General features: G+C 37.7%; 28 protein-coding genes. 17 read left to right on the top strand and 11 right to left on the bottom strand.

Annotated features, from left to right (window positions below; all coding sequences use genetic code 11):
* Positions 1–12 precede the first annotated feature (12 nt).
* The 3 genes from AAKU52_RS06035 to AAKU52_RS06025 all read right to left on the bottom strand — a co-directional run bounded on the left by AAKU52_RS06035 (position 13) and on the right by AAKU52_RS06025 (position 2,149).
* The gene (locus tag AAKU52_RS06035; RefSeq protein ID WP_354331300.1) at positions 13–225 is read right to left on the bottom strand and encodes a hypothetical protein; all 213 of its coding nucleotides are present in this window, start codon (positions 223–225) and stop codon (positions 13–15) included.
* Between the two features lie 278 nt (positions 226–503).
* Positions 504–887: an SRPBCC domain-containing protein gene (locus AAKU52_RS06030; RefSeq protein WP_354331297.1), complete on the bottom strand. Its 384-nt coding sequence runs from the start codon at positions 885–887 to the stop codon at positions 504–506.
* Positions 888–958: 71 nt separating this feature from the next.
* A complete protein-coding gene (locus AAKU52_RS06025) occupies positions 959–2,149 on the bottom strand; it encodes an acyl-CoA dehydrogenase family protein (protein ID WP_354331462.1) in 1,191 nt (396 codons plus the stop codon).
* A gap of 191 nt (positions 2,150–2,340) precedes the next feature.
* Here AAKU52_RS06025 and AAKU52_RS06020 point away from each other — a divergent pair, with 191 nt between their 5' ends.
* The gene (locus tag AAKU52_RS06020; protein WP_354331295.1) at positions 2,341–2,730 is read left to right on the top strand and encodes a dihydroneopterin aldolase; all 390 of its coding nucleotides are present in this window, start codon (positions 2,341–2,343) and stop codon (positions 2,728–2,730) included.
* Between the two features lie 20 nt (positions 2,731–2,750).
* On the top strand, positions 2,751–4,148 hold the full coding sequence (locus tag AAKU52_RS06015) for an FAD-binding oxidoreductase (protein WP_354331293.1): 1,398 nt from the start codon (positions 2,751–2,753) through the stop codon (positions 4,146–4,148).
* 125 nt (positions 4,149–4,273) lie between these two features.
* Here the strand turns inward: AAKU52_RS06015 and AAKU52_RS06010 are convergent, their stop codons facing one another.
* Positions 4,274–4,768, bottom strand: a complete 495-nt coding sequence (locus AAKU52_RS06010) for an acyl-CoA thioesterase (RefSeq protein ID WP_354331291.1) — start codon at positions 4,766–4,768, stop codon at positions 4,274–4,276.
* Positions 4,769–4,854: 86 nt separating this feature from the next.
* Here AAKU52_RS06010 and AAKU52_RS06005 point away from each other — a divergent pair, with 86 nt between their 5' ends.
* On the top strand, positions 4,855–5,286 hold the full coding sequence (locus tag AAKU52_RS06005; protein ID WP_354331289.1) for an Hsp20/alpha crystallin family protein: 432 nt from the start codon (positions 4,855–4,857) through the stop codon (positions 5,284–5,286).
* 114 nt (positions 5,287–5,400) lie between these two features.
* Here AAKU52_RS06005 and AAKU52_RS06000 read toward each other — a convergent pair whose 3' ends face one another.
* A complete protein-coding gene (locus AAKU52_RS06000) occupies positions 5,401–6,792 on the bottom strand; it encodes an arginine decarboxylase (RefSeq protein WP_354331287.1) in 1,392 nt (463 codons plus the stop codon).
* Between the two features lie 99 nt (positions 6,793–6,891).
* Here AAKU52_RS06000 and AAKU52_RS05995 point away from each other — a divergent pair, with 99 nt between their 5' ends.
* Genes AAKU52_RS05995 through AAKU52_RS05985 form a run of 3 tightly spaced genes read left to right on the top strand, consistent with a single transcriptional unit; the run spans position 6,892 to position 10,913 of the window.
* Positions 6,892–7,842, top strand: coding sequence for an arginase (locus tag AAKU52_RS05995; protein ID WP_354331285.1), 951 nt, complete (start codon positions 6,892–6,894; stop codon positions 7,840–7,842).
* 3 nt (positions 7,843–7,845) lie between these two features.
* Positions 7,846–9,627, top strand: a complete 1,782-nt coding sequence (argS, locus tag AAKU52_RS05990; RefSeq protein ID WP_354331284.1) for an arginine--tRNA ligase — start codon at positions 7,846–7,848, stop codon at positions 9,625–9,627.
* 29 nt (positions 9,628–9,656) lie between these two features.
* Positions 9,657–10,913, top strand: a complete 1,257-nt coding sequence (locus AAKU52_RS05985; RefSeq protein ID WP_354331281.1) for a sensor histidine kinase — start codon at positions 9,657–9,659, stop codon at positions 10,911–10,913.
* Between the two features lie 2 nt (positions 10,914–10,915).
* Here AAKU52_RS05985 and AAKU52_RS05980 read toward each other — a convergent pair whose 3' ends face one another.
* Positions 10,916–12,034, bottom strand: coding sequence for an AI-2E family transporter (locus AAKU52_RS05980; protein WP_354331279.1), 1,119 nt, complete (start codon positions 12,032–12,034; stop codon positions 10,916–10,918).
* A gap of 87 nt (positions 12,035–12,121) precedes the next feature.
* On the opposite strand from AAKU52_RS05980, the gene mnmE reads away from it, so the two are divergent.
* From mnmE to AAKU52_RS05955, 5 genes are all read left to right on the top strand, one after another.
* Positions 12,122–13,492 carry a tRNA uridine-5-carboxymethylaminomethyl(34) synthesis GTPase MnmE gene (gene mnmE, locus AAKU52_RS05975; RefSeq protein WP_354331277.1) on the top strand — a complete coding sequence of 457 codons (1,371 nt, stop codon included), beginning with the start codon at positions 12,122–12,124 and terminating at the stop codon, positions 13,490–13,492.
* A 323-nt stretch (positions 13,493–13,815) separates the two neighbouring features.
* Complete coding sequence (locus tag AAKU52_RS05970; protein ID WP_354331275.1) at positions 13,816–14,382, top strand: helix-turn-helix domain-containing protein; 567 nt, start codon at positions 13,816–13,818, stop codon at positions 14,380–14,382.
* Positions 14,383–14,386: 4 nt separating this feature from the next.
* A complete protein-coding gene (locus AAKU52_RS05965; RefSeq protein WP_354331273.1) occupies positions 14,387–15,259 on the top strand; it encodes a site-specific integrase in 873 nt (290 codons plus the stop codon).
* Positions 15,260–15,270: 11 nt separating this feature from the next.
* Positions 15,271–15,597: a tyrosine-type recombinase/integrase gene (locus AAKU52_RS05960; protein ID WP_354331271.1), complete on the top strand. Its 327-nt coding sequence runs from the start codon at positions 15,271–15,273 to the stop codon at positions 15,595–15,597.
* A gap of 60 nt (positions 15,598–15,657) precedes the next feature.
* Complete coding sequence (locus AAKU52_RS05955; protein WP_354331269.1) at positions 15,658–15,888, top strand: hypothetical protein; 231 nt, start codon at positions 15,658–15,660, stop codon at positions 15,886–15,888.
* A 32-nt stretch (positions 15,889–15,920) separates the two neighbouring features.
* On the opposite strand, the gene AAKU52_RS05950 is transcribed toward AAKU52_RS05955, so the two are convergent.
* A complete protein-coding gene (locus AAKU52_RS05950) occupies positions 15,921–16,268 on the bottom strand; it encodes a helix-turn-helix domain-containing protein (protein WP_354331267.1) in 348 nt (115 codons plus the stop codon).
* Between the two features lie 196 nt (positions 16,269–16,464).
* On the opposite strand from AAKU52_RS05950, the gene AAKU52_RS05945 reads away from it, so the two are divergent.
* On the top strand, positions 16,465–17,967 hold the full coding sequence (locus AAKU52_RS05945) for a DUF6443 domain-containing protein (protein WP_354331265.1): 1,503 nt from the start codon (positions 16,465–16,467) through the stop codon (positions 17,965–17,967).
* On the opposite strand, the gene AAKU52_RS05940 is transcribed toward AAKU52_RS05945, so the two are convergent.
* Positions 17,956–18,822: an IS3 family transposase gene (locus AAKU52_RS05940; RefSeq protein ID WP_354331460.1), complete on the bottom strand. Its 867-nt coding sequence runs from the start codon at positions 18,820–18,822 to the stop codon at positions 17,956–17,958. The genes AAKU52_RS05945 and AAKU52_RS05940 overlap by 12 nt on opposite strands.
* Before the next feature lie 14 nt (positions 18,823–18,836).
* Positions 18,837–19,118: a transposase gene (locus tag AAKU52_RS05935; protein ID WP_354331263.1), complete on the bottom strand. Its 282-nt coding sequence runs from the start codon at positions 19,116–19,118 to the stop codon at positions 18,837–18,839.
* 206 nt (positions 19,119–19,324) lie between these two features.
* On the opposite strand from AAKU52_RS05935, the gene AAKU52_RS05930 reads away from it, so the two are divergent.
* The 3 genes from AAKU52_RS05930 (at position 19,325) to AAKU52_RS05920 (ending at position 21,852) form a co-directional block, all read left to right on the top strand.
* On the top strand, positions 19,325–19,759 hold the full coding sequence (locus AAKU52_RS05930; RefSeq protein WP_354331261.1) for a hypothetical protein: 435 nt from the start codon (positions 19,325–19,327) through the stop codon (positions 19,757–19,759).
* Positions 19,760–19,979: 220 nt separating this feature from the next.
* A complete protein-coding gene (locus AAKU52_RS05925) occupies positions 19,980–21,032 on the top strand; it encodes a hypothetical protein (RefSeq protein ID WP_354331259.1) in 1,053 nt (350 codons plus the stop codon).
* Position 21,033: 1 nt separating this feature from the next.
* Positions 21,034–21,852, top strand: coding sequence for a hypothetical protein (locus AAKU52_RS05920; protein WP_354331257.1), 819 nt, complete (start codon positions 21,034–21,036; stop codon positions 21,850–21,852).
* Between the two features lie 440 nt (positions 21,853–22,292).
* Here AAKU52_RS05920 and istB read toward each other — a convergent pair whose 3' ends face one another.
* The gene (istB, locus tag AAKU52_RS05915) at positions 22,293–23,045 is read right to left on the bottom strand and encodes an IS21-like element helper ATPase IstB (protein ID WP_354331255.1); all 753 of its coding nucleotides are present in this window, start codon (positions 23,043–23,045) and stop codon (positions 22,293–22,295) included.
* A 61-nt stretch (positions 23,046–23,106) separates the two neighbouring features.
* Positions 23,107–23,304, bottom strand: a complete 198-nt coding sequence (locus tag AAKU52_RS05910; RefSeq protein WP_354331253.1) for a hypothetical protein — start codon at positions 23,302–23,304, stop codon at positions 23,107–23,109.
* Positions 23,305–23,395: 91 nt separating this feature from the next.
* On the opposite strand from AAKU52_RS05910, the gene AAKU52_RS05905 reads away from it, so the two are divergent.
* On the top strand, positions 23,396–23,689 hold the full coding sequence (locus tag AAKU52_RS05905; RefSeq protein WP_354331250.1) for a transposase: 294 nt from the start codon (positions 23,396–23,398) through the stop codon (positions 23,687–23,689).
* A gap of 24 nt (positions 23,690–23,713) precedes the next feature.
* Complete coding sequence (gene tnpA / locus AAKU52_RS05900; protein ID WP_502931020.1) at positions 23,714–23,998, top strand: IS66 family insertion sequence element accessory protein TnpA; 285 nt, start codon at positions 23,714–23,716, stop codon at positions 23,996–23,998.
* Positions 23,999–24,104 lie beyond the last annotated feature (106 nt).

The following is a 24,104-nucleotide window of genomic DNA, read 5'->3' as shown; positions in this document are numbered from 1 at the left end:
GAAGTTGTTATTCTATTTATTTTTTGAGCCAACCAAAAATACAATACCTACAACCAGAAAAATACCACCGGCATAAGGAGACCAGTTAACCGTTTTTTCTCTGTCCGCGGTTATTTGTATCGGACCGGCATCTACTATTTTTTCCTTTTTTGTATAAGTGAAGCCTGTCCAGATGAGGAGAATGGCGCCAATGACGATTAAAATGAGTCCGATGTTTTTATTCATAGCTAACTGAATTAATGGTTAATTTTATGATTATTTAATTGCAATCCAAAATTTACTTACACTATTATATAAAATCTCAGGCTTTATCCTTACTTTTTTAAGCCTGTTTAACCTAACCTTAAATTTAAAATCCCAATATTATCGAGATGAACTTCAGCACTTTATACTTATGTTTAACCTAACGTTATATTTAAAATTCCATTGTTATGATATGAGAATTAACACTTTATTCCTTTTTCCCAGCATCACGAAAATCACAAGACATCAATTCGCTACACTTATTCCTCTTCAAAGAAATCCTGGAGGCCTCCAAAATAATGTTCATTTAAACCCGCTGTAAATTCATCAAAATCTTCCTCAGGGATATTAGTTTGAACAAATTCCAGCGAAGTACCTTTTTTATCCGCGTGCAGTTTAATAGTTACAATAGAGGGTTCGGTATCTTCACCGAAGTACCACTGTTGAACAATTTTTTTACCAAAATCCAATTCCAGGTTTTTACCTACAATATCACCATCCCAGAAAGAAAACTCAGCGCCCACCTCTTCGGTAAATTCAGCTTCCGCACCTGTCCATAATTGTATACTGATGGCTTTGGTCATGGCCAGGTAAACCTCTTCAGGAGACGCAGGAAAAGCATAATATTTTTTAAAAGTCTTCATTCTATTTTTAAAAGTTTTTGCCTTTAGGCTTTAACAACTCAAGGCAACAATTGTTAGTTAAAATGTAATTTCTATTTAAAGGCATTCAATCCAGTGATATCCATTCCTGTAATCAGCAAATGAATATCATGAGTACCTTCATAAGTAACCACAGACTCCAGGTTCATCATGTGGCGCATAATGGAATAATCACCGGTAATACCCATTCCACCAAGCATCTGACGTGCATTTCTAGCAATGTCCAAAGCCACTTCCACACTGTTTCTTTTGGCCATTGATATTTGTTCGGCAGAAGCCCTGTTTTCGCTTTTCAGCACACCTAAACGCCATACCATTAGCTGCGCTTTGGTAATTTCGGTCACCATTTCAGCAAGTTTCTTTTGTTGCAGCTGGAACCCGGCAATAGGTTTACCAAACTGGATTCTTTCTTTCGAGTAGCGCAGAGCGGTATCGTAACAATCCATGGCGGCACCCAAAGCACCCCAGGCAATACCATAACGCGCCTGGTTTAAACAACCCAAAGGACCTTTAAGCCCTCTAATATCAGGAAAAACATTTTCTTTAGGCACTTTCACATTATCAAAAACCAATTCGCCGGTTGCCGAAGCCCTTAAGCTCCATTTATGATGCGTTTCTGGAGTAGTAAAACCTTCCATGCCACGTTCAACCACCATACCTCGAATTTTTCCACTTTCATCTTTTGCCCAAACCACAGCGATATCAGCAAAAGGCGCATTAGAGATCCACATTTTAGCGCCGTTCAAAATAAAATGATCGCCGTTATCCTTAATATTGGTTACCATGCCACCCGGATCAGAACCATGGTCAGGTTCCGTTAAGCCAAAGCAGCCCATCATTTCACCGCTCGCTAATTTAGGAAGGTACTTTTTACGTTGTTCCTCGGTACCATACGTAAAAATCGGGTACATCACCAATGAACCCTGTACAGAAGCCGTGGAGCGAATCCCCGAGTCCCCGCGTTCAATTTCCTGCATAATAATGCCGTAAGAAATATAATCTAAACCAGCACCACCATATTCCACAGGAATAGTAGGGCCGAAAGCACCTATTTCGCCAAGTCCTTTGATCAGGTGTTTTGGGAATACTGCCCTTTGGGCGAAATCCTCAATAATTGGGCTCACCTCCTTTTTCACCCAGTCGCGCGCTGAAGCCCGTATTAACCGATGTTCTTCAGATAATAATTCATCCAGCTGATAATAATCAGGCGCTTCGTAAAGGTCTTTTTTTCCAGATTTGTTCATTGCTACAATAGTTTGGTATGCTGTCGGGTATAAAACATTTTGTATCCCGGTATCACTACATTTTGTATCCACTTTAAAATTACGTTCAAAAGTGGTCGATTTACAGTGTATTTACGATCAAAGTTAATAATTTAGCGTAATGGGCGGCAAGAACCCATTAAAAAATTAAATTTGCAAAAAGATTCAGGTACATGTTTATACAAACCGTCGCGTTAAAAGATGTTAAATTCTTCGCCTTACATGGCTATTACCCCGAAGAACAGTTAATCGGCAACCATTTTTTGGTTAGCGCAAGTGTCACTTTTTTACCATCAGAAGACTCTGAAGCGTTGCAGCACACCGTTAATTACGAGGTTTTGAATACCATTATGATCCAGCAAATGCAAAGAACACAACAACTATTAGAGACAGTAGTAAAAAACATCCTTCACCAGATCCTTGACGCTTTCCCATTTCTGCTCACTATTGAAGTAGGGATTAAGAAATTAAACCCCTGCATGCCCGGTGCCGTTAACCATTCTTTTGTCCAATTGCATTATACGGCACCTACACAAAGTGAAAACTATTTTACATCCTTTTAAATAAAAATAATAAATTTCTAATGCCATACACTAAAATTACTTCAGACCTGCTTTACAAAATAAAGGCTGCCGTTGGAGCCGGAAATGTTTTTACTGATGAAGAATCGTTGAGCAATTACGCACACGATGAAACAGAAGATTTAAAATACTATCCGGAAGTGGTCGTAAAACCGATTGATACCGCCGCTGTTTCTGCACTTTTGAAATTATGTAGCGAAAATCAGGTGCCCGTAACCCCAAGAGGAGGAGGAACAGGCTTGAGCGGTGCTGCATTACCCATTTTTGGCGGCGTATTGCTCTCGATGGAGAAATTCAAAGCCATAATCAATATCGACACCGAAAACTTACAGGCAATAGTAGAGCCAGGCGTTATTACAGAAGAATTTATCAATGCTGTGGCAGTAGAAGGGCTCTTATATCCAGTGGATCCTTCTAGCAAAGGCTCCTGCTTTATTGGCGGTAATGTGGCCCATTGTTCCGGAGGACCAAGGGTTGTGAAATATGGCACCATCAGAGAATATATTTTAAATTTAGAGGTGGTATTGCCAACAGGCGAAGTCATTTGGACAGGCGCCAATACTTTGAAATATTCTTCAGGCTATAACCTGACGCAATTGATGATTGGTTCTGAAGGCACTTTAGGCGTGGTGACTAAAATTGTTACCAAACTCATTCCAAAACCTACCCAAAGTGTGTTAATGCTAGGTTCTTTCTCAGAAAATGAAGCAGCCTGTGCTGCGGTATCCGCTATTTTTAGAGCAGGCATAACACCATCAGCCTTAGAATTTATGGAAAGAAAAGGAGTGGAGTGGGTTATAAAATATGATGACATTAAATTTGACTTGAAGGACGGCGTCAATGCTTTTTTGATGATCGAATTTGATGGCGATGATATGGATGCCATTTTCAAGGATTGTGAAAAAACCAATCTTGTTTTAGAACAGTTCAATTGCAGCGATGTACTTTTTGCAGACACTACCCAGCAGAAAGAAGATTTATGGCGGATGAGACGCACGATGGCAGAATCGGTGAAATCCAATTCTGTTTATAAAGAAGAAGATACTGTAGTACCCCGTGCAGCCTTGCCTCAACTGATTAATGGTATCAAAGAAATAGGCTCAAGGTATGGTTTCGAGAGCGTTTGTTATGGCCATGCCGGAGACGGTAACCTGCACATCAACATCATTAAAGCAGGAATGAGCGATGAAGATTGGAAAAACAAGTTGAAAGATGGTATCGTTGAAATCTTTGAATTAACAACAGTCCTTGGTGGTACAATTTCTGGCGAACACGGTATAGGCTTGGTGCAAAAAGAATTTATGTCTATCAAATACAGTGAGATAAACCTGAATTTAATGCGCAATATTAAAAAAGTATTTGATCCGGCAGGGATTTTAAATCCGGGTAAAATATTTTAGAAAAACAAAGGCCTCCGTTTAGCGTGAGTCAACAGTGAGTCAAGAGTGAGTCAACAGTGAGTCAACCTTTTGTCGAAGAAAGGGTTGACTCACCCTTGACTCACTATGGATCCATAGTTGATTCATTACAGCTGATCACTAAGTTGTTCGAAGGCAATCATCTGCGCCCTTTCTGTAGCAGGAATACTGGTAGCGGTTTTGGAGGTATAATCGAAAGTAACACAGACTGTTTTACCTTTGCTGCAAATAATTTCTTTACCAGATACTAATTTGACGATTAAATAGTCCAGGTCGAAGCTGGACTTGCCAATTCTGGAGGTTCGCACATAGATGATGATTTTATCTTCCAAAAATACAGGTGTTACATAATCCAATGTGGCGTTGGCAATTACAATTCCTGTTTTTTTCCAATCCCAGTTAATGGCATGTTTCCAATATTTAGTGCGGGCAATTTCCAGGTAAGTAAAGTAAACTGAATTATTAACGTGACCCATCATATCGAAATCCATAAATCGGGTTTCGATAGCTGTTTTATACTTAAAACTGTCGAGTTGATTGACGATAACTGCCTTTTTGTCTGATTGTTTTTCTTTATTGCGCCAAAATGTCTTAAAATTCATAGAAAAATGGGTTGGTATAAGAGTTGAAGATAGGGTTATATATATAAAATATTAAAAAACTAATTAAAAACAAAGGAGAAACAACCATGACATTAGTAAATTTCAACAACAAGACTAGAAACACAGCCCCATATTTTAACAATGTATTCGACTCATTGTTTACCGAAGCGATAAATAAAAACTTGGAGGTTAATAAAGTGCCTGGAGTTAACATTTTAGAATCAGCAATAGATTATAAAATAGAGATTGCTGCACCGGGGTTAAACAAAGAAGATTTTCAAATCAATTTAAAGAAAGACACTCTTTCTGTTTGGGCAGAGAAAAAAGTTGCCGAAGGAGAAGAGAAAGCCTATAGTAGGAAGGAATTTGATTATTATTCTTTCGCCAGGTCATTCGTATTGCCAGAAACCATAGATGCTGAGAAAATAGACGCAGCTTATTTGAATGGCATTTTAACCCTAACATTAGGTAAAAAGGACGAAAGTAAATTACAGACCAAAGAAATTAAAGTGTCTTAATTGAAGCTTTTTGCAAAAAAGCGAGTCTGTTCAATTATGCAGAAAATAATTTTAAGTAATCAAACAAGGGCATTCTTTACAGAATGCCCTTGTTTGATTTAAAGGATTAATCTACTAGGTATAACCCAGTATTTTCAGTACCTGTTTACTATTTTGTTCTTCGCCGAAGACCTCGAAGTTGAAAGTTTCATCGCGGTTTCTGCGGATGATAACATGTTTGGGGCTAGGCAACAAACAATGGTGAATACCACCGTAACCACTTAAAACTTCCTGATAAGCACCCGTGTTAAAGAAACCTAAATATTGCACTTTACGCGTTTTAGGCATAAAAACACTATTCATGTGCGCTTCCTGGTTATAATAATCCTGGCCATCGCAAGTAATACCACCTAAGTTAACCCTTTCGTATTCCGCATCCCAGTTATTGACCGGCAGCAACACATATTTTTGGTTTAAAGCCCAGACATCAGGCAGATTGGTGATGAAAGAACCATCCAGCATCAGCCATTTCTCTCTATCGTTTTGTTGCTTGCGACCTAAAACCTTATAAAGGATACCCGAGGCTTCTGCCACTGTATATTTACCAAATTCAGTAATGATATCAGGTTCAATTACATCATGCTCTGCACAAACCTCTTTAATTCTTTTTACGATTTCATTCACCATGTATTCGTAATCAAAATCAAAGACCAGAGAATCCTTAAATGGCATACCCCCACCAATATCAAGGGTATCTAATTCCGGATTAATTTTTTTGAATTTGCAATATAAGGTAACATATTTCTCCAGCTCGTTCCAGTAATAAGGTGTATCAGAAATACCAGAGTTAATGAAAAAGTGAAGCAGCTTAACCCTGAAGTTAGGGTTCACCGCAATTTTATTATTGTAGAATTCAATTACATCTTCTACTCTTACGCCTAAGCGGGAGGTATAGAACTGCGAATCTGGTTGTTCCTCAGCGGCAATCCGGATACCCAAATTACAAGGCGTATCCATTTCAATCTCATCGTCATACAAGTTAAACTCTTCCTTGTTATCCAATACAGGAATAATGTTTTTATAACCATCATGCAGCATATCGATGATATACTGTTTGTATTGATAGGTTTTAAAACCATTACAGATTACGGTTATATTTTTATCAACAGCACCTTTTTTCTCTAGCGCATCAATCATGGGCATGTCGAAGGCAGAAGAAGTTTCCAGGTGGATACCATTCTTGAGCGCTTCTTCCACAATATGGCGAAAGTGAGAACTTTTAGTACAATAACAATATTTATAATCGCCCCTGTAATTATTTTTCAGGATGGCGGTTTGAAATAATATCTTTGCTTGTTGAATTTTTTTACTGATTATTGGCAGGTAGGTGAAACGCAATGGGGTACCATAAGTTTCAATCATCTCCATTAAATTCAGGTCATGGAAGTATAATTCATCGTCTATAATGTCATAGCCTTCCTGAGGAAAACCAACACTAAGATCAAGAAATTCGGAGTAACTCTGCATTTTTTATATTTTTGAGCAATATTTAAGGGTTTAGCAAATTAAAATCAACTAATTTTGGCACAAAGATAAGTTTTTATAAATACACCAGTAATTTTTTTTATGACCAAAACTTTAAAGATTATTGAAGTAAAATCAGAGATTGGCGCGGGCACCCGTGGTGCCAGTTTAGGCGTTGATGCGATTAAAATTGCCGCATTAGATTATGGGAGCAGGTTTTTTAAAAAGCACACCTCTGTAGAAGTACCAAATGAAAACCATTTGTTGCTGGAAAGTACCGGCAGCCCCTTTGCTAAACGTATTTCAGGAATCCTGACGATGGTGGAAAGAGTAAGTGATGAGGTAAAAGAAACTTTAGGCAGGAATGAATTTCCAGTAATTTTAGCTGGCGACCATAGTACTGCAGCGGGGACAATTTCTGGGATCAAGGCGGCCTATCCAAAATCTAAATTGGGGGTGATCTGGATTGATGCCCATGCTGACCTGCATTCACCCTATACCACGCCATCTGGAAATATGCACGGAATGCCATTGGCAATGGTTTTAGACGAAGATAACCTTGATGCTAAAGTAAATAAGTTAGATCAGGAGACCATGAATTATTGGTTTCAATTGAAGAATGTAGGCAATATAGCGCCAAAAATCACCTACCGCGATTTGGTTTTGATTTCAGCGCGCGACATGGAAGCGCCGGAAGAAAGTCTGGTTAAAAAAAATAACGTTAAAATTATTACCACAGCAGACCTCAGGAAAAGGGGAGCGGAGCGGATTGTTATTGAAACGATGATGTATTTAGATCATTGCGATATGATTTACGTTTCTTTTGATGTGGATTCATTAGATCCAACAACCTCCAGGGGCACAGGCACACCAGTAGCACAAGGCATCACTGAAAAGGAAGCCGGAACGCTGATGTCTAAATTGATTACGAATAAAAAAGTATGTTGCTTTGAAATTGTGGAAGTAAACCCCACCTTAGATCGGGAAAATCAGATGGCAGAACATGCCTTTGAGATTTTAGTTAAAGCAACAAATGCGCTTAGAAACGAATAGAACATGAACATCGAAAGAAATTTGATTACTGCAACAGTAGCGGCAGTAAAGCATTTATATAATCAGGATATGCCTGAACAGCAGGTAAACCTGCAAGATACCCGTGCAGAATTTGAAGGAGAAATCACTTTAGTGGTTTTTCCTGTAGTCAGATTTTCTAAGAAATCTCCTGAGGCTACAGCAAATGACCTCGGTGAATATTTTGTGGAGCATGTAGAAGAAGTGACCTCTTTTAATGTGATTAAAGGCTTTTTAAACCTCAGCATTGCTGGCTATTATTGGCTTAATTTATTAAATACCGATTTGCTGGATCCTTCATTTGGAACCTTTAAGCCCAATGGCAATAAGGTTATGGTAGAATATTCTTCGCCAAACACCAATAAACCATTGCATTTAGGCCATGTGCGCAATAACTTATTAGGTTATTCTGTTGCAGAATTATTGAAAGCCAATGGACATGAAGTTTATAAAGTAAACTTAGTGAACGACAGGGGTATCCATATTTGTAAATCGATGCTGGCCTGGCAGAAATATGGAAATGGTGAGACACCAGAAAGTTCAGGCTTAAAAGGAGATCACCTGGTTGGGAAATACTATGTAATTTTCGATAAAGAATATAAAAAAGAAATCGAAGCCTTAAAATTTGCTGGTCAGACGGAAGAAGAAGCAAAGAAAAACGCACCTTTGATTAAGGAAGCGCAAGGAATGTTGTTAGCCTGGGAAGCCGGAGATGAGGAAGTATTAACACTTTGGAAAAGGATGAATGCTTGGGTTTACGCAGGATTTGATATCAGCTATAAAAATCTTGGGGTAGATTTCGATAAATATTACTATGAAAGTAACACTTATTTATTAGGAAAAGATACGGTTGAAGAAGGATTAGAAAAGGGTGTATTTTTTAAGAAGCCAGATGGCTCGGTTTGGATTGACCTTACCGCAGATGGTTTAGATGAAAAATTGGTATTACGTGCTGATGGGACGTCGGTTTACATCACGCAGGATTTAGGAACCGCCCAAATGAAATATGATGATTTCAAGATGGATGAATCAATTTATGTGGTGGGCAATGAGCAGGATTACCATTTCAAGGTATTGTTTCTGATATTAAAGAAACTAGGAAAAGAATGGGCACAAGGCTTACACCACTTATCGTACGGTATGGTAGATTTACCAAGCGGGAAAATGAAATCAAGGGAAGGAACAGTTGTAGATGCCGATGATTTAGTGGCAGAGATGATTGAGACTGCAAAACAAAAGACAGAAGCTTTGGGTAAGGTAAACGACTTTTCTGAAGAAGAGAAAGATCGTTTATATTATAACATTGGGTTAGGCGCTTTAAAATATTTTTTGCTGAAAGTAGAACCCAAGAAAAGGCTGTTGTTTGATCCATCAGAATCTATTGATTTTCAAGGGAACACCGGTCCGTTTATACAATATACCCATGCCCGCATTAAATCCTTATTGAATAAGGCAGGATATGAAGCGGGAGTTAAAAGTGATGCTGATTTAGTGATAACACCTACGGAGTTGGAGATGGTGATCTTATTATCAAAATACCCTTCAGAAATAGCTGCTGCAGCCAAAGGCTATAGTCCGGCTACGTTAGCTAATTATCTTTACGAAGTGGCGAAGATGTTCAATAAGTTTTACCATGAAATACCACCGATTATTAAAGAGGAAGATAAAAAGGTAAAACAACACCGTTTAAATTTAAGCTGGTTAACTGCTAATATCCTTAAATCAGGAATGAAGATATTAGGAATTATTGTTCCTGAAAGAATGTAAATAAGTCGATGTTAAAAGCGCGTTATCAATTGTTAATAGGGGACCCGAAAGAATTTTCGCTGCAAAGTAGGATTTTCCATACGGTTACACTACTTGCAATTATTATTATATTCGGGGAGTCTATTTTTTACATGTTTACCAGTCTCCATGAAGCGGTGTTAATTTCCACACTCGTGGGATTAGGGCTAACTGGACTTTACTATTTAAGCCGGTATAAAAAGAAGCTTAATTTGGCGATTACGCTGACAATCATTGCGCTGAGTATAACACATATTTTTGCTTATATGTATAATGCCGGAATAGCAGGTAATGCGATGCTACTTTCTGTTGAAACATTGTTTTTCGTTTTACTGATTGTGCCCTCAAAAGTACGGTTTTTCTGGTTTATGGTGACTTTAGCTGTGCTTTTGGTTATGGTGTACCTGGAATATATCAATCCAGGGATTGTTAAGAAAGCATACTTAAACCGGACTGAACAATACCTGGACCTTGTGGTTTCTTATTTTACTGTAGTGATTGTGATGTATATAGGTCTTGTAATGATTAGAAACAATTATGAGTTGCAGAAGAATATAGCAGAAGAAAAGGCCGCTAAACTTGAAAAGTCCAACCAGGAGAAAGATAAACTTTTCTCTATTATATCGAGTGAACTCAGTGCACCCATTGCTTCTGTTAAGCACTATCTTGATTTGTTGCAAGCCGACGGCTTAAATTGGAAAGAACGTACAGTGATTGAGCAAGACCTTACCCGCTCTTTGGGTGATGCAAAGATTTTACTGAACAATTTATTGCTTTGGTCAAAAAGCCGAATGGAACTTAATTATTTACAGCTAGGAGTAGTAAATTTAAAAGATCTGCTCCAAGAAACTATTGAAATATTCCAGCAGCGCGCTGATAAAAAAGGGATCAGTATTGACCTTAAAATAGAAGAAGAAATAAATATATCAGCAGACCCAAATATGTTAAAGGTGGTGATGCGGAATTTATTAAATAATGCTATTAAATTTTCGCATTTAAAAGGTGTTGTTGGGTTAAGTGTCCATAAAGAAGGAAGTAAATGTATAATTAGCATTAAGGATAATGGAGTTGGGATGACGGCCGATAAACAACAAAGAATTTTCACTTTAAATGTAACTTCCAGTTATGGAACTGCAAATGAAAAAGGCACAGGATTGGGTCTGATTTTATGCAGGGATTTTATATTGCAGCAGGGGGGAGAGATTTGGTTTAATAGTATAGCATGGGAAGGAACAACTTTTTATGTGTCCCTACCCATGGCCATGTAATTCTATTTTTGAACACCAGCCTTAGTCGTATCTATTATTTTCTTTCTGAATATGGGGAAGCCCATCGGGCTTTTAGCAGGTCTTTCATCGCCGAGTAAAACACCCCATTGTTTAAAGATTTCAGTATGGTCAAAAATAACCTTTAAAACGGCAATCATAGGCATGGAGAGGAACATACCGGGCACACCGGCAATACTTCCACCAATGACGACCCCGATGATTGACACCAGCGCATTAATTTTTATTTTAGAACCGACAATTCTGGGCATTAAGATGTTATTGTCTAAAAACTGCACTACAGCGATGATGATCAGTACTGTAAGCACAGGCCAAATTTCAGTTGAAGAAGTGAGGGTAAGCAAGACGCCGATAATGTTACCGAACAGCGCACCTACATAAGGAATTAGGTTAAGGATGGCGAAGATGATTCCAATAAGTAAGGCATGTTTGATGCCAAATAAAAATAAAGTTCCACCTAAGAGGATAGTCATATAAGTAACCTGAATGAGCAAGCCCATCAGGTAGTTTTTAACAATAGATTCCGTTTCATAGATCGCATCTTTTACTCGGGAATGAACATGAGGCTTAAACCACATAAAAATAAAGCGGAGTAAGATGTCTTTGTAAAAAAGGATCAGGTAAACATAAATGGGAAGTAAGCCAACGAAAATGAAGATGGAGCTCAATGTAACCGCCGCGCCACTTGCCAGACCGCCGGCAAAATTCATGAGGTCGTTACTTTTTTCTTTTATAAAGTCAGTTTGTTCTTTTGTGGAGTATTCACTATGGCTACTGATCCAATCGCTGACGGAATGCAGGTGCAGAGAAACATTCTTTTTAATTTGAGGGAAATCACCCATGAGCATTCCCATTTGCGAGGAGAAAAACCAGCCGATGAGGCCTACAAAAATGATTAACAGGAGGATAGGGAATATAATGGCCAGAACTTCAGGCACTTTGTGTTTTCTCAAAAAGCGGAAGGCAGGATAAAGTAGCAGACTCAAAAAGAAAGCAGTAAGGACGGGCATGATAATTCCGGCACCGAGTACAAAAATAGTTCCAACTAAAGCCAAACCTAATAATTCAATTGATCTTCTAACCGTGAGTGGCAGTTCTTGCATAGTGTATTCTTAAATTTACAAAATTAACACCGGAAGGTAAGAAATGTTTGGCTAATTTTGAGCTTTAGAAGATAAAACACCCGTCTGATGATTACAAATGAAACTATAGTTGCTTTATCTACCCCAACCGGCGTTGGTGCAATTGGGGTAATCCGCCTTTCGGGGAAGGATGCCATTACCATTACGAATGCTGTATTTAAGGGGAAGGATTTGCTGCTTCAAGATTCACATACCTTACATTTTGGCTTGATAAAAGATGGGGAAAAGGTTATAGATGAAGTGGTTGTGGCTCTGTTTGTGGCACCAAAATCTTACACCAAGGAAAATGTGGTGGAAATTTCTTGTCACGGGTCAAATTACATCATTCAGCAAATTATTTCTTTATTGATTAGAAAAGGTGCTAGTGCAGCTAAACCAGGCGAATTTACCTTAAGGGCATTTTTAAATGGAGGTTTGGATTTATCGCAGGCAGAAGCTGTAGCGGATTTAATTTCATCAGATTCAGCTGCGGCACATCAAGTGGCGATGAACCAATTGCGGGGTGGTTTTAGCACAGAGCTGCAGGTGCTTCGTGAGCAGCTGATCCACTTTGCGTCGATGATAGAGCTGGAGCTGGATTTCGCTGAAGAGGATGTTGAATTTGCTAATCGCGATCAGTTGCAGGAGCTCATCAATAAGATTACCCTGGTGCTAAATAAATTGATCCGTTCTTTTGAATTGGGCAATGTAATTAAGCAGGGGATCAATACGGTTATCGCCGGAAGACCTAATGCAGGGAAATCTACTTTGCTGAATGCTTTGCTGAACGAGGAAAGGGCTATTGTGAGTGAAATTGCTGGTACTACGCGAGATACGATTGAGGAGGTTTTAAATATCAATGGGATTAACTTCAGGTTGATTGATACTGCTGGAATTCGGGAAGCGACGGATACTATTGAGGCGATCGGAGTGGAGAAGACGATGCAGAAGATTGACCAAAGTGCTGTGCTAGTTTATTTGTTTGACGCTGCTTCTTTGTCGGCCGACGATTTAAAGGCTGATATTTTAAAGTTGTACAGGGCAGAGGTGGCTTTTTTAGCGGTAGCGAATAAGATTGATCTTGTTTCGGCTTTTGATTTTGATGCTTTGGACTTGCCGGAGGCCATTCATTTTATTTCTATTTCTGCTCGTGAAAATCAGTTTGTAGAGGAGCTAAAGGAAAGGTTGTACGAAATTGCTGTTGGTGATCAGCTGACTGATAATCATACTATGGTGACGAATATTAGGCATGTGGAGGCTTTGCAGAAGACCAGGGCTGCGCTGGATAGTGTTGCTTATGGTTTAGCGAATCCGGTTACTTCGGAGTTTTTGTCGGTGGATATTAAGCAGGCGCTACATTATTTGGGCGAGATTACAGGACAGGTTACGACGGATGATTTGCTGGAGAATATATTTAGTAAGTTTTGCATCGGAAAGTAATCGATGATAATTACTTCATAATTACGATAAATAATGACAAGTAAATGGCTTATTGTTAATAAGTTATGTTGATTTCTTTTGTCCATATTTTTGGATTTATCCTTTTGTTTTTCTGACTTTTGTAACGCATCTGTAACTCAAGTGCGTTTTTTTTTATCCTAAAAAATTACAGGGTAAATGATGGCGCTTAGTTCCTCTTAATTCCACTTAAATCGCCCAAATTAGGTTAAAAGGTGCTAAAATCGGGGGTAGATTACAACCGATGATTTAGGTAGAAAAGAGGGTACGAAAAATGGATTGCAGGCATTTTAAATTATCATACAATGAGTTCAAATATTGCCGTAAAAAGAATTTGTGAATATTGTCGGAACACCTTTATTGCGAAGACGACTGTAACCCGGTATTGTACTCACAAATGCAATAGCAGGCACAGTAAACAAAAGGTACGTGAGCTTAAAATTAAAGTATCGGAAATTGAGGTGAAGCAAGCGGTGGATGTGATTGAAGCTAAACAGGTGCCCGTCGAATTTCTATCTGTTAGAGAGGCTTCAAAGCTGCTCAATATTTGTACTAAGACGGTTTACAACATCATTTACAGTGGAAGAATTAAAGCAGTTCGGCTTTCTGACAGGAAAATCATTATTAAAAGAACAGAAGTCGATAAAGTATTTGAACAATCAGAAATTCCAGTCAAAATCCGGGAAAAACCCAAGAAGAAGCCCCATCCCAGATATTGCTATACTATGGCCGAAGCTCAGGAAAAATTCAATTTTTCTGAAACAGCTTTATTCTCTCTGATCAAAAGAAATAACATTCGAAAATATCAAAGTGGGTGGTACACATATGTGCTGAAATCCGATTTAGAAAGAATTATAAACCAAAACAGATAAAGTTATGGCTAGAGTAAAATTGAGGATGAGAAGTATTACGAAAAATAGAAAAAGTCTGCTACTTGACTATTCACCACCACTAAAAAATCCAGCTAGCGGCAAATTACACCGGTTTGAGATGCTTGAACTGTATATTTTTGATGACCCCATAGATCAATTGGAACGCCAGCATAACAAAGAAACTATGATGTTGGCTCGTACAATTTGTGCCCAACGACAATTAGATATACAAAATCGTAGGTTTGGTTTTCTTTCAGATACCTTAAGAAATTCAAGCTTTATCGACTTTTTTAAAATTGAGGCCCGCAAAAAGCAACAATCTTTTTCAGATAACTGGGGGATGGGGTTACGGTACTTTATCGCCTTTGCAGGTCATGATTTAAAATTCCCTGAGCTCAATGATTATTTATGTGAGGACTATAAAAATTATTTACTTAGTGGGCCCGGTATCAGCAGGACTGGAAAGCCTATCTCAAGAAATACGGCTGTAAGCTATTACGCTAAGCTGAGACATATTTTAAGAATTGCTTACAAAAAGGGCTTAATCCCACAAGACCTACATGCTATTGTTAAGCCCGTCACACACAAGGAAACGCATAGAGAAAGGCTTAGCTTTGAAGAGTTCCAGCAATTAGCAGAAACACCTGCCGATTCAAATCTGATGAAAAGGGCAGCGCTTTTCTCTGGGCTTACTGGTTTGAGATTTTCCGACGTTGCAACTCTGAAATGGTCAGACCTGCGCGGAACTGCAGGGAAATATGAACTTCAGTTTTCACAGGAGAAAACCGAAACAGCAGAAGTTATGCCGATATCAGATCAAGCAGTGTTATTTATGGGGATTCAAAACACAGAGCATGTTATATTTTTGAAGGATTAAGGTATTCCAGATTGAAGACTTTTTTTACGCACTGGTTATCTTCTGCAGGTATTAATAAGAATATTACTTTCCATAGTTTTCGGCATACCTTCGCTACGCTGCAACTGGAACTTGGAACGGATATTTATACGGTTTCTAAAATGTTAGGTCATAAGGCTTTTAAGAACACTGAGATCTACGCAAAAATCGTAGACAAGACCAAACGTAATGCAGCAGACAAGGTTATGTTGAAAATGCCGGAAGAAGCTGCTATAGTCGAATTGGATGAAAACTTACCTACGAAGCCATTTAAGTTTATTGTGCATCTTAATGAAAAGGGGTTTTATAACCGTTCATAAACTTTAGGTGAGCATAACTTTAAGCACAACAAAAGCACATTTCGTCGCTATATTTGCATTATGAATTTACCCATGCGCATCAGCTTTGATGAAAAGGACTCTACTTACGTTATTGTTACCAAGGGAATCACAAAACAAACCACTGAAATCCAGATTAACCTGAACGGTATCGAGTATCAGCTTGCCTGCAACTTAAAGGGGGATTGGGATGCTATCGACGCGACTGTAAACGATCATCCTGGATTACTTAAAGCTATAGGAAGAAACATCAAACTTCGGTATCTGTTGTAAACAATATAGAACTATTGGTCTGAGTGGGTATATCAAATAAAATCTTTATGCTTATTTAGCATTTTTATACGCTCTTCGGCTTCTTTTCTAATCTCCATAACAGTTTTTCTTCTCGAAGCCTGGACCCATTTTTTCAGATCGGACTTATTGAAGTATAACCTTTTGCCTGGTTTGCTTACAGGGATCTCCTGTCTGCTTACTTTTGTGTATAAGGCAGGAACAGTGACTTTCAGAAATATAGCAGCTTCTTGGACTGTTAAAAGCTCATTTTCCTTCGGAGCCTGTGGCTGTAGATCTTTAAGTAATTCTTCAATGTGCTCTACCTTCTCAAATAAGATTCTGATCACTTCGGGAAGTTTTTCAAAATTAAATGGCTCCATAGGCAGAATTCCTCTTTTTCGTTTAAACAATCAAAGTTTATCACAATAATTGTCAATTTAAATTACAAGAAGTCCCATATGGTAAGTTTCGTCGACCTGTATCATCAGCTTCAATAGGCCTAGAAAATAATTTGTCCGGGTGCATTATGGTTGCACTTTGGTGAATTAAATTAGCGGCTCATATTAACGGGTTTCTATGCTAGTCACTGTTTCGCAAAATAGGTCAAGGCCGGAATTATCTAAAAGAATAGGCATTCAGGTTGCATTCATTTTGTTCCTTACCTTGTTTTTTGGTTTGCGTTTGCAGGCGCAGCCTGATAAAGTGTATAGTAGCTATTCAAATGAGACCGAGATAACGGCAAGTGGTAGCATCACGCTGAAAAGTGGTTTTTTTATTCCATCAGGAAATAACGCGCGGATATACATCGCCCAGAATAATCCTTTTTTAAACGGGACACCCAGTTCCAATCAGAACTATATCAGTACACGTGTGTTCAGGGATTCGGCTGTGACTGAGCTGAACGTAAATGCAGCAAGAACTGTTTCCGGGGTGAGCCAAACGGTACAGTATTTTGACGGGCTGGGGCGGTTGAGTCAAACGGTTGTTACCCAGGGTAGCCCTGAGGGGCAGTCACTGGTGACCCCCGTGAGTTATGATGCCTTTGGCCGTGAGGATAAAAAGTATGACAGCTATGTATCTGGCAATGATGCAAGTTTTAAAGGTGATGCAGTCAATCAGCAGTCTGTCTTTTATCAGAACCCTGGGAGTGACAGTAACATTAAGTCAACCCCATATCCTTTCAGCCAGACTGTATTTGAAGCTTCTCCATTAAACCGGGTGAGAGAGCAGGGATTTCAGGGGGCCGCGTGGCAACCTTACCAGGCTGGAATATCCGGATCAGGACATACGTTAAAAACGGATTATCAGGCCAATATTGCAGCTGATGCTGTCAAGCTTTGGAATATAAGTGGCACAGGGGCTAACTCAGTGGCTAATTATGCTGCAGGTACTTTATATAAGACGGTGTTAAAGGATGAAAACTGGGTCTCGGGCAATTCAGGCACGGTTGAAGAATTTAAAGACAAGGAAGGTAGGTTGATATTGAAAAAGCTATGGCAAACAGAGAGCGCGGCTTTAAGTACCTATTATGTGTACGATGACTTAGGGAACCTTGCCTTTGTGCTTCCACCAGCGGTCACGGTGAACAGTTTTACAGAAGCCCTGAGTGATACCCAGTTTAACCAATATATTTATGCTTACCGTTATGATGGACGCAACCGGCTGATTCGTAAAAAAATCCCGGGCAAAGGTTGGGAAGAGTTTGTTTATGATAACCTCGATCAGCTGGTGTTTAGCCAGGACTCGGTTCAAAAAGCAAAAGTGGAGCGGTCCTTTTATAAATATGATGCCCTTGGCAGGCAAGTGGTTAAAGGGTATGAGATTTCGCATACTTTAACCCGGCCCGCGTTACAGGCGGCTATAAACGTGCAGCCTGTTTTGTGGGAGAGCAGTGGCACTGGAGGTGTAGATGGATATACCAACAACGTTATTCCTCAAAACCTTCCCGGCTTAAAAATCCATCAGATCAATTATTATGATGATTACAGCTTTCCGGGTTCGGCTGTTGTTGCCTCCTCTGGGGTAACAGGGAGCAACTGGAATTGCAACTTAAAAGTGGAGACTTTTTTATGCTACTAATAAACTATTAGATTTATAAAATGTCTCCATTTCGTTGGGTGTTCTATTACCTAAAGCAGAGTGTATTCTCTTTTGATGGTAAAACCCTTCGATGTATCTAAATATTTCTAATCTAGCAACTTCCCTGTTCACAAATTTTCTGTGATAAACTAGTTCACATTTCAGTGTTTTGAAGAAACTTTCGGCCACTGCATTATCCCAGCAATTACCTTTTCTACTCATACTTTGAATAATTTCATTTTTCCTTAGTAAGGACTTAAACTCATTGCATGCATACTGAGCGCCTCTGTCCGAGTGGAAAATCAAACCTTCTTTTACACCTCTTCTGGCAATAGCCATGTTAAGTGCTTTTATAGTTGTATGCTCCGCTGTCATGTCATTACTAAACGACCATCCTATGATTTTTCTATCAGCAAGATCGATAACAGTAGTAAGATATAGCAATCCTGCCCCAGTTTTGATGTAGGTAATATCACCAACCCATTTTTGAGATAGACCTTCTGTAGAAAAATCTCTTGCAAAGAGGTTTTCAGCAAGTTGAAAGTTGTGTTTAGAATCTGTAGTTACCTTAAATTGCTTCCGAATCTTACTTCGCAGATTCAATTTCCTCATCAACCTGGCAACATAAGAACGTGATATCTTATGGTTTTTCTTGTTCAGTTCTAAGGTAATTCGAGGACTACCATATATTTGATCACTATCCTGGTGCGCTTGTTTTACCAGTAAAATCAATTCCTCTGTTTTCTTATCACTATTGCTTTTTGATCTAGAAATCCACTTATAAAACGAACTACTACTTGTATTTATAATCTTGCACATCTTCTCAACCGAGAACAAGTTCATATATGTCTTTATGAACTCATACTTTCTCAGTCGCCCTTGGAAAAGATGGCTACCGCCTTTTTTAAGATCATATTTTCCAATTCAGCATCCTTCAATTGCTTTTTTAAGGTTCTAATCTCTTGCTCTTCAGCTGTCAGTTTATTATTTAATGGTAAAACTGTCCCTCCATTAAACCTTGGATCCTGTCGCCATTTACTTAATCTACTGGGCGCTAAATCTAATTCTTTAGCTGCTTCTGTAACCGAATCCTTTAAATAGGATAATTCTACTGCCATTTTCTTAAATGACTCATCAAATACTCTTGCCATGTATTAACAAATTTAATTCTATTTCTTAAACCTGTCTCAACTCAAAGGTACCAACTCCAATTTCAAGGGGGTCAATTTGAAGCGGTTTATCCACTCAGCCGCCACTCCAAAGAATACCTATTGCAAATTTATCTAAGATGTCACCCAATTGTAGAGTAACAGACTTATTTGATGATTTTGTAATAATGCATATTGTTATATTTCAAATGCAAAAGAAAATGATGCCAACTTGTGTGATTGTATATGATGATGCTACTTTTAATTTAATGTCTTTTGATAGTTCTATAAAAACAACGACATATAGAAAATTTAATGAGATTGCTAATCGAATTGAGACGGATGGAATAATAAAAGTATTGTTTGTTACAGAGATGCTCCTGTATTCTAATGAAATAAATAATTACGAAGAGCAATTAACTATGAGTTCTAAAGAACGAGCTAGTCATACAAACTCAGAATTACTCGCTTTTTTTATGTTAAGTATGGATTTGTCTTTTAAGTCTTATTATTTTGAAAGTAAAGAGATTGATGACATGAAACATGTAGCTTCGATAATGGCGAATCCAAACAAAGGTTCATCTGGAATAAATTTGTTTAATTCAATTTTAGGTGAATTTGAGAAAATGGGTAAAAAGGAATAATATCCGGGAATTCTGAAAATAGGTTTGTAAGCTTGTATCTTGCTGTTAATTACCTATTTATGAATACTGCTTGTTTGGGTTTTATACCACTCTGTTTGTAAAGGTATAGATCAATTATTATGAATGTGAACTTTTAATACAACGTGTTGAAAGTAATTAGGTTATGTGAGGGAAGTATTAGTAGATTAGATATCAATTTTTAAACTAAAATATATTTTACATGTTATTTTATGATGAAGCCGACTTTGATCAATCGAAGTTTAACATAGATGCGAGGCTTTATGCCCCAACGTACAAATATTATTATGAACAATACCATTATTTACTTGATAAGTTAGTTACTCTCTGTCGAAGACGATATTTGCTGAATGCAACAGCGAGAGGTACTTTGTTTTTAGCCCGGCATGCAATCGAATTATTACTTAAATCAAATATTACGGATATTCGACTTACTCATAATATAGATCAGTTATTATCTGAATTAGGGATTGATACAAATAGTATTTTATATTCGAATATTAATTTAGATTTCAATTCGGAAGGGGACTCCCTGAAATATTATTTTGATAGTAGTGGTACTCGTTTTTTAAATTCGGATACTAAAGTTGATCTGACCAAAATTCTTGTTGAATATAATGAGGCTCTGACAGAATTGCAATATTTTAAAAAGATTGATGTTGCAAATAACTACTCTAGGGCTGAGGTATGTAATTTGACTTTCTGTTTAAATGAGACTAAGAATGATAATCACATTGCACATGAGTATGAACAATTGGTAGATAGAATATTTCGATTCGTAAGTACGGGACAAATTAATATTAATCAATGTTTCCTTCCTGTTTACTTTTTAATTCGTCATAGTATTGAGATCTCTTTAAAATCTCTAATAAGAGAAGCTCGAGAGTTTTCAGATGCAGTTAAGAAGAAAAAAATAGATTTAGAACATTCGTTGGTTGGATTATTGAACGTTTATAGTGATTATCTTGATAAAACAGATGCGGCTGCTTTGTCTAATGTTCTGCAAGATCAGTTACATGATTATAGGATGAAAGCAGAGGAGTTCATTGATGTATTACATGAATTAGACTCTGATAGTATGAGATTTAGATTTCCTACTGATCAGAATAATACTCCTTATCAATTAAATATTTCAAAATACTTGTTTTGGGATCTGCTTATAATTTTGAAAGATATTAATGTGTTTTTGAAATTCACTAATCACGTATTAGCGGAGTCTAATGCCCATGTAAATCAGAAAGACGTAGAATGTTAATATGATAAATAAATTAAAATATGCTACAATATCAGATATTGGTGTCCGTGATCTGATATTTTATGATGTCTCAAATAAAGAACATTTAATAGATTTCTGTAGAAAGAACGGTATTAGTTATTTACCGACGAGAGATAGGAAAGGAATATATAAATTATATAATAATGACTTTGTTAAAGATGAGCTCTCTGCAGATTTGAGTGTTAATTCTTTCGATATGCTGTTTGCTGATCAGACTCTGGAGAAATTCGAAAAAATCAACAGTAATGAAATTCGTTTTATACTAGATAACGGGAAAATAAGAGGAGTTGTACATATCATTGATTACAATAATGAATTCCTTTATGTAGAATTATATCGTGCTATTTTACGTTTTGAAAATAATTTAAGGACTGTCTTAATACGATATGGTTTCGATAATCGAGATTTTATTGATTGGATTTATGGTCAATCGATCAATCAAAAAAGGGAATCCAAGCGAGAGTTTTGGGCGAAAAGATATTTAGAGCTAATTCCGGACGATCTTGACAAATTAAATAAAACAGAATTAATAAGGCGGGATGCTAATCCTTTTCAAACTTTTTATTTAAAGGAACTCTTATTGTATTTTGTAAGTAAACGGATTGTAAATGGCAATGATATAGCCATTGAAGAATTATGTAATTTGCGAAATTTAATAATGCATAGTAAAGATGTTACTACTTATTTGGTGGGATTAAACGGCACTGTCATTTATAATTTTGAAGGTCTTAAAACATTTGTGAATAATTGCAAGAAATTTTTCTTGTCGTATGAAGTTTTGGAAGATCTTATCAGTTAAAATATTAAGGCAAATATTATACATAGAATTATATTTTAGATTTATTGGTTTGAATCTGTATTATACTATTAAAAATTAATTAAGGTCATAAAACATCCTTTTTACGTATCTTTATTCCTCAATTCGAATTAGCGGTGAAAACTTATTTTTAAAGTTTTGTATCTCATTTGTACCTTCCTGGTCTTAAGTGCCTGTAAACCAACTGGAATTACTTTTTGTATTGGGAAATAGTTGTATGTAACTAGATATAGTTAGATATTAGTAGATATATATAAAGCATTGTCTCGTCCGGAAAAGTCTTTACAGTTAGGAGCTGTGTAGTCGGTAAGTAATACTGCAGGATTTTTGGCAATTAAGAATGCAGAGTATTTGGCAACAATAGTGCAGAGAAAATGGCAACAATGATGCAGAACTCTAGCGGTAAAAGTAACATTCTTTTTTCAAGAAGCTAAAAAAGTTTTTCGGTTCTGTAACCGGTAACTTTCGCCTGAAAGATTGATAATCTCACATCGAAAAAGTAGCCGATCTAACAGCGCTGTTGCAATCACTTCATCATCGAGTAACCTGGCCCATTCGGTAGGTTTTTTATTTGTGGTAACCACGATTGAAGTGGACTCATAAATATGGTTAATGAAGTTAAAAAAAGCCACTGCCATATTCTTTTCCAATGGAAAAAGCATAATATCATCCAATACGATCAGGTTTGCTTTCAGGAGTTTCCTATATTCGGTTTGCTGGGATTTGACCACATCTTTAGTTTGTAAAGTATGTATGATATCTTCCATAGTCTTGAAATAAGCTTTATAGCCAGCCTTCACCGCATCATGACAAAGTCCGGCAGCGATCATTGTTTTTCCCGTCCCACTAGGCCCCATCAGCACCATGTTAAAAAGTTGGTCTACCCAGTTGAGTTCTCTGAGCTGGTGAAGTTGTTCTTTCTTCAAACCATTATCTACAGCATAATCATATTGTTCCAGATTGGCATTTCTGGGCAATCCTGCGGCCTTTAACCGTCTGGATAGATCTTTATCCAGACGGTGTATTTCTTCCTGTTTAAACAATTCCATGGTATACTTTACAAAGCCCATTCCCTGACTTTCCGCTTTTGTGATGGTTTGGTCCAGTGCAGGGCCTATTCCGCCCAGTTTGAATTGTGTACACAATTGCCTGATTTGTTGTTTTTCTGTTTCCATTATTTTCGATTGATGAGGAAAGTCATCGGGCCAGGCCTGGCCCGATGACTTTCGTTTTTACTTATTTGAATAACATTTCATAGGCCTGTAAATCACTTTTATCAGGATCCAGCATGGTCTTTTGGTAGCTTTCCCCATTTAAGGGATTTAAAGAAATAATTTTGGCTTCCCCTAAAACAGGCTCTTGTTGTTTTAACTTCTCTGCTACAGCCTTGAAATCACCAGCACTGATGATCTGGTGACTGCGGCAATAATCCAATGTCTGTCCGGCAAGCTGCTGGCCTATATAATACTCCCCAGTATTAGGTCAATAATTTAAGGTCTAAAAAAAACCGTAAATTTATTGACAGATGAAAAAAGTTAGCAGAAAGAAGTTCAGTCCTGAATTCAAAGCGAAAGTAGCTATAGAGGCTTTAAAAGAGCAAAAATCGATAGCTGAATTAGCCTTGCAGTATGATATTCATCCTACCCAGATCGCGACCTGGAAGAAGCATTTTCTGGAAAACAGTTCGGCTGTATTTTCCGAGAAGCAAACCGGCACCAAGGAAAATGAGGCTAATGAAGCCCGCTTATATGAGCAAATTGGCAAACTCCAGATGCAGAATGAATGTATCCAGCCTACAAAGTACATCTTGACTAGCTGAATTCTCAGGGCTAGTTTTGCCTTCATGAATAATTTAGAAGAAAAACGCAGCGCGATGGTATCAATGATCGAGGACTGGCAATCCAGTGGCAAGTCAAAAAAGCAATATTGTCTTGAAAAAGGCATCAATGAGGCCAAGTTCTATTATTGGTATGCTCGGATCAATGAAAAAGAAAGTCTTCCCGGGAAATTTATTCCAATAGAGAAGAGTTCAGGTGCCAGAGAGATAGAATTATTTTATCCGAATGGGGTTAAACTAAAGGTTAACGGCGACCTGTTGCTTTTAGCTCAGTTGATCCGCCTGTATTGAGATGTTCTCACTAGGATCTTCACACCGTTTTTATCTTTATTCGGGATATTGTGATATGCGTAAAAGTTTTGACGGGCTATGTGGATTGGTAAGTTCAAATATGCAG

Source organism: Pedobacter sp. CG_S7, assembly GCF_040544395.1.
In the GTDB taxonomy this organism is placed as follows: Bacteria; Bacteroidota; Bacteroidia; order Sphingobacteriales; family Sphingobacteriaceae; genus Pedobacter.
The sequence above is the reverse complement of the archived record's forward strand: the minus strand, read 5'-3'. Positions and strand labels throughout refer to the sequence as shown.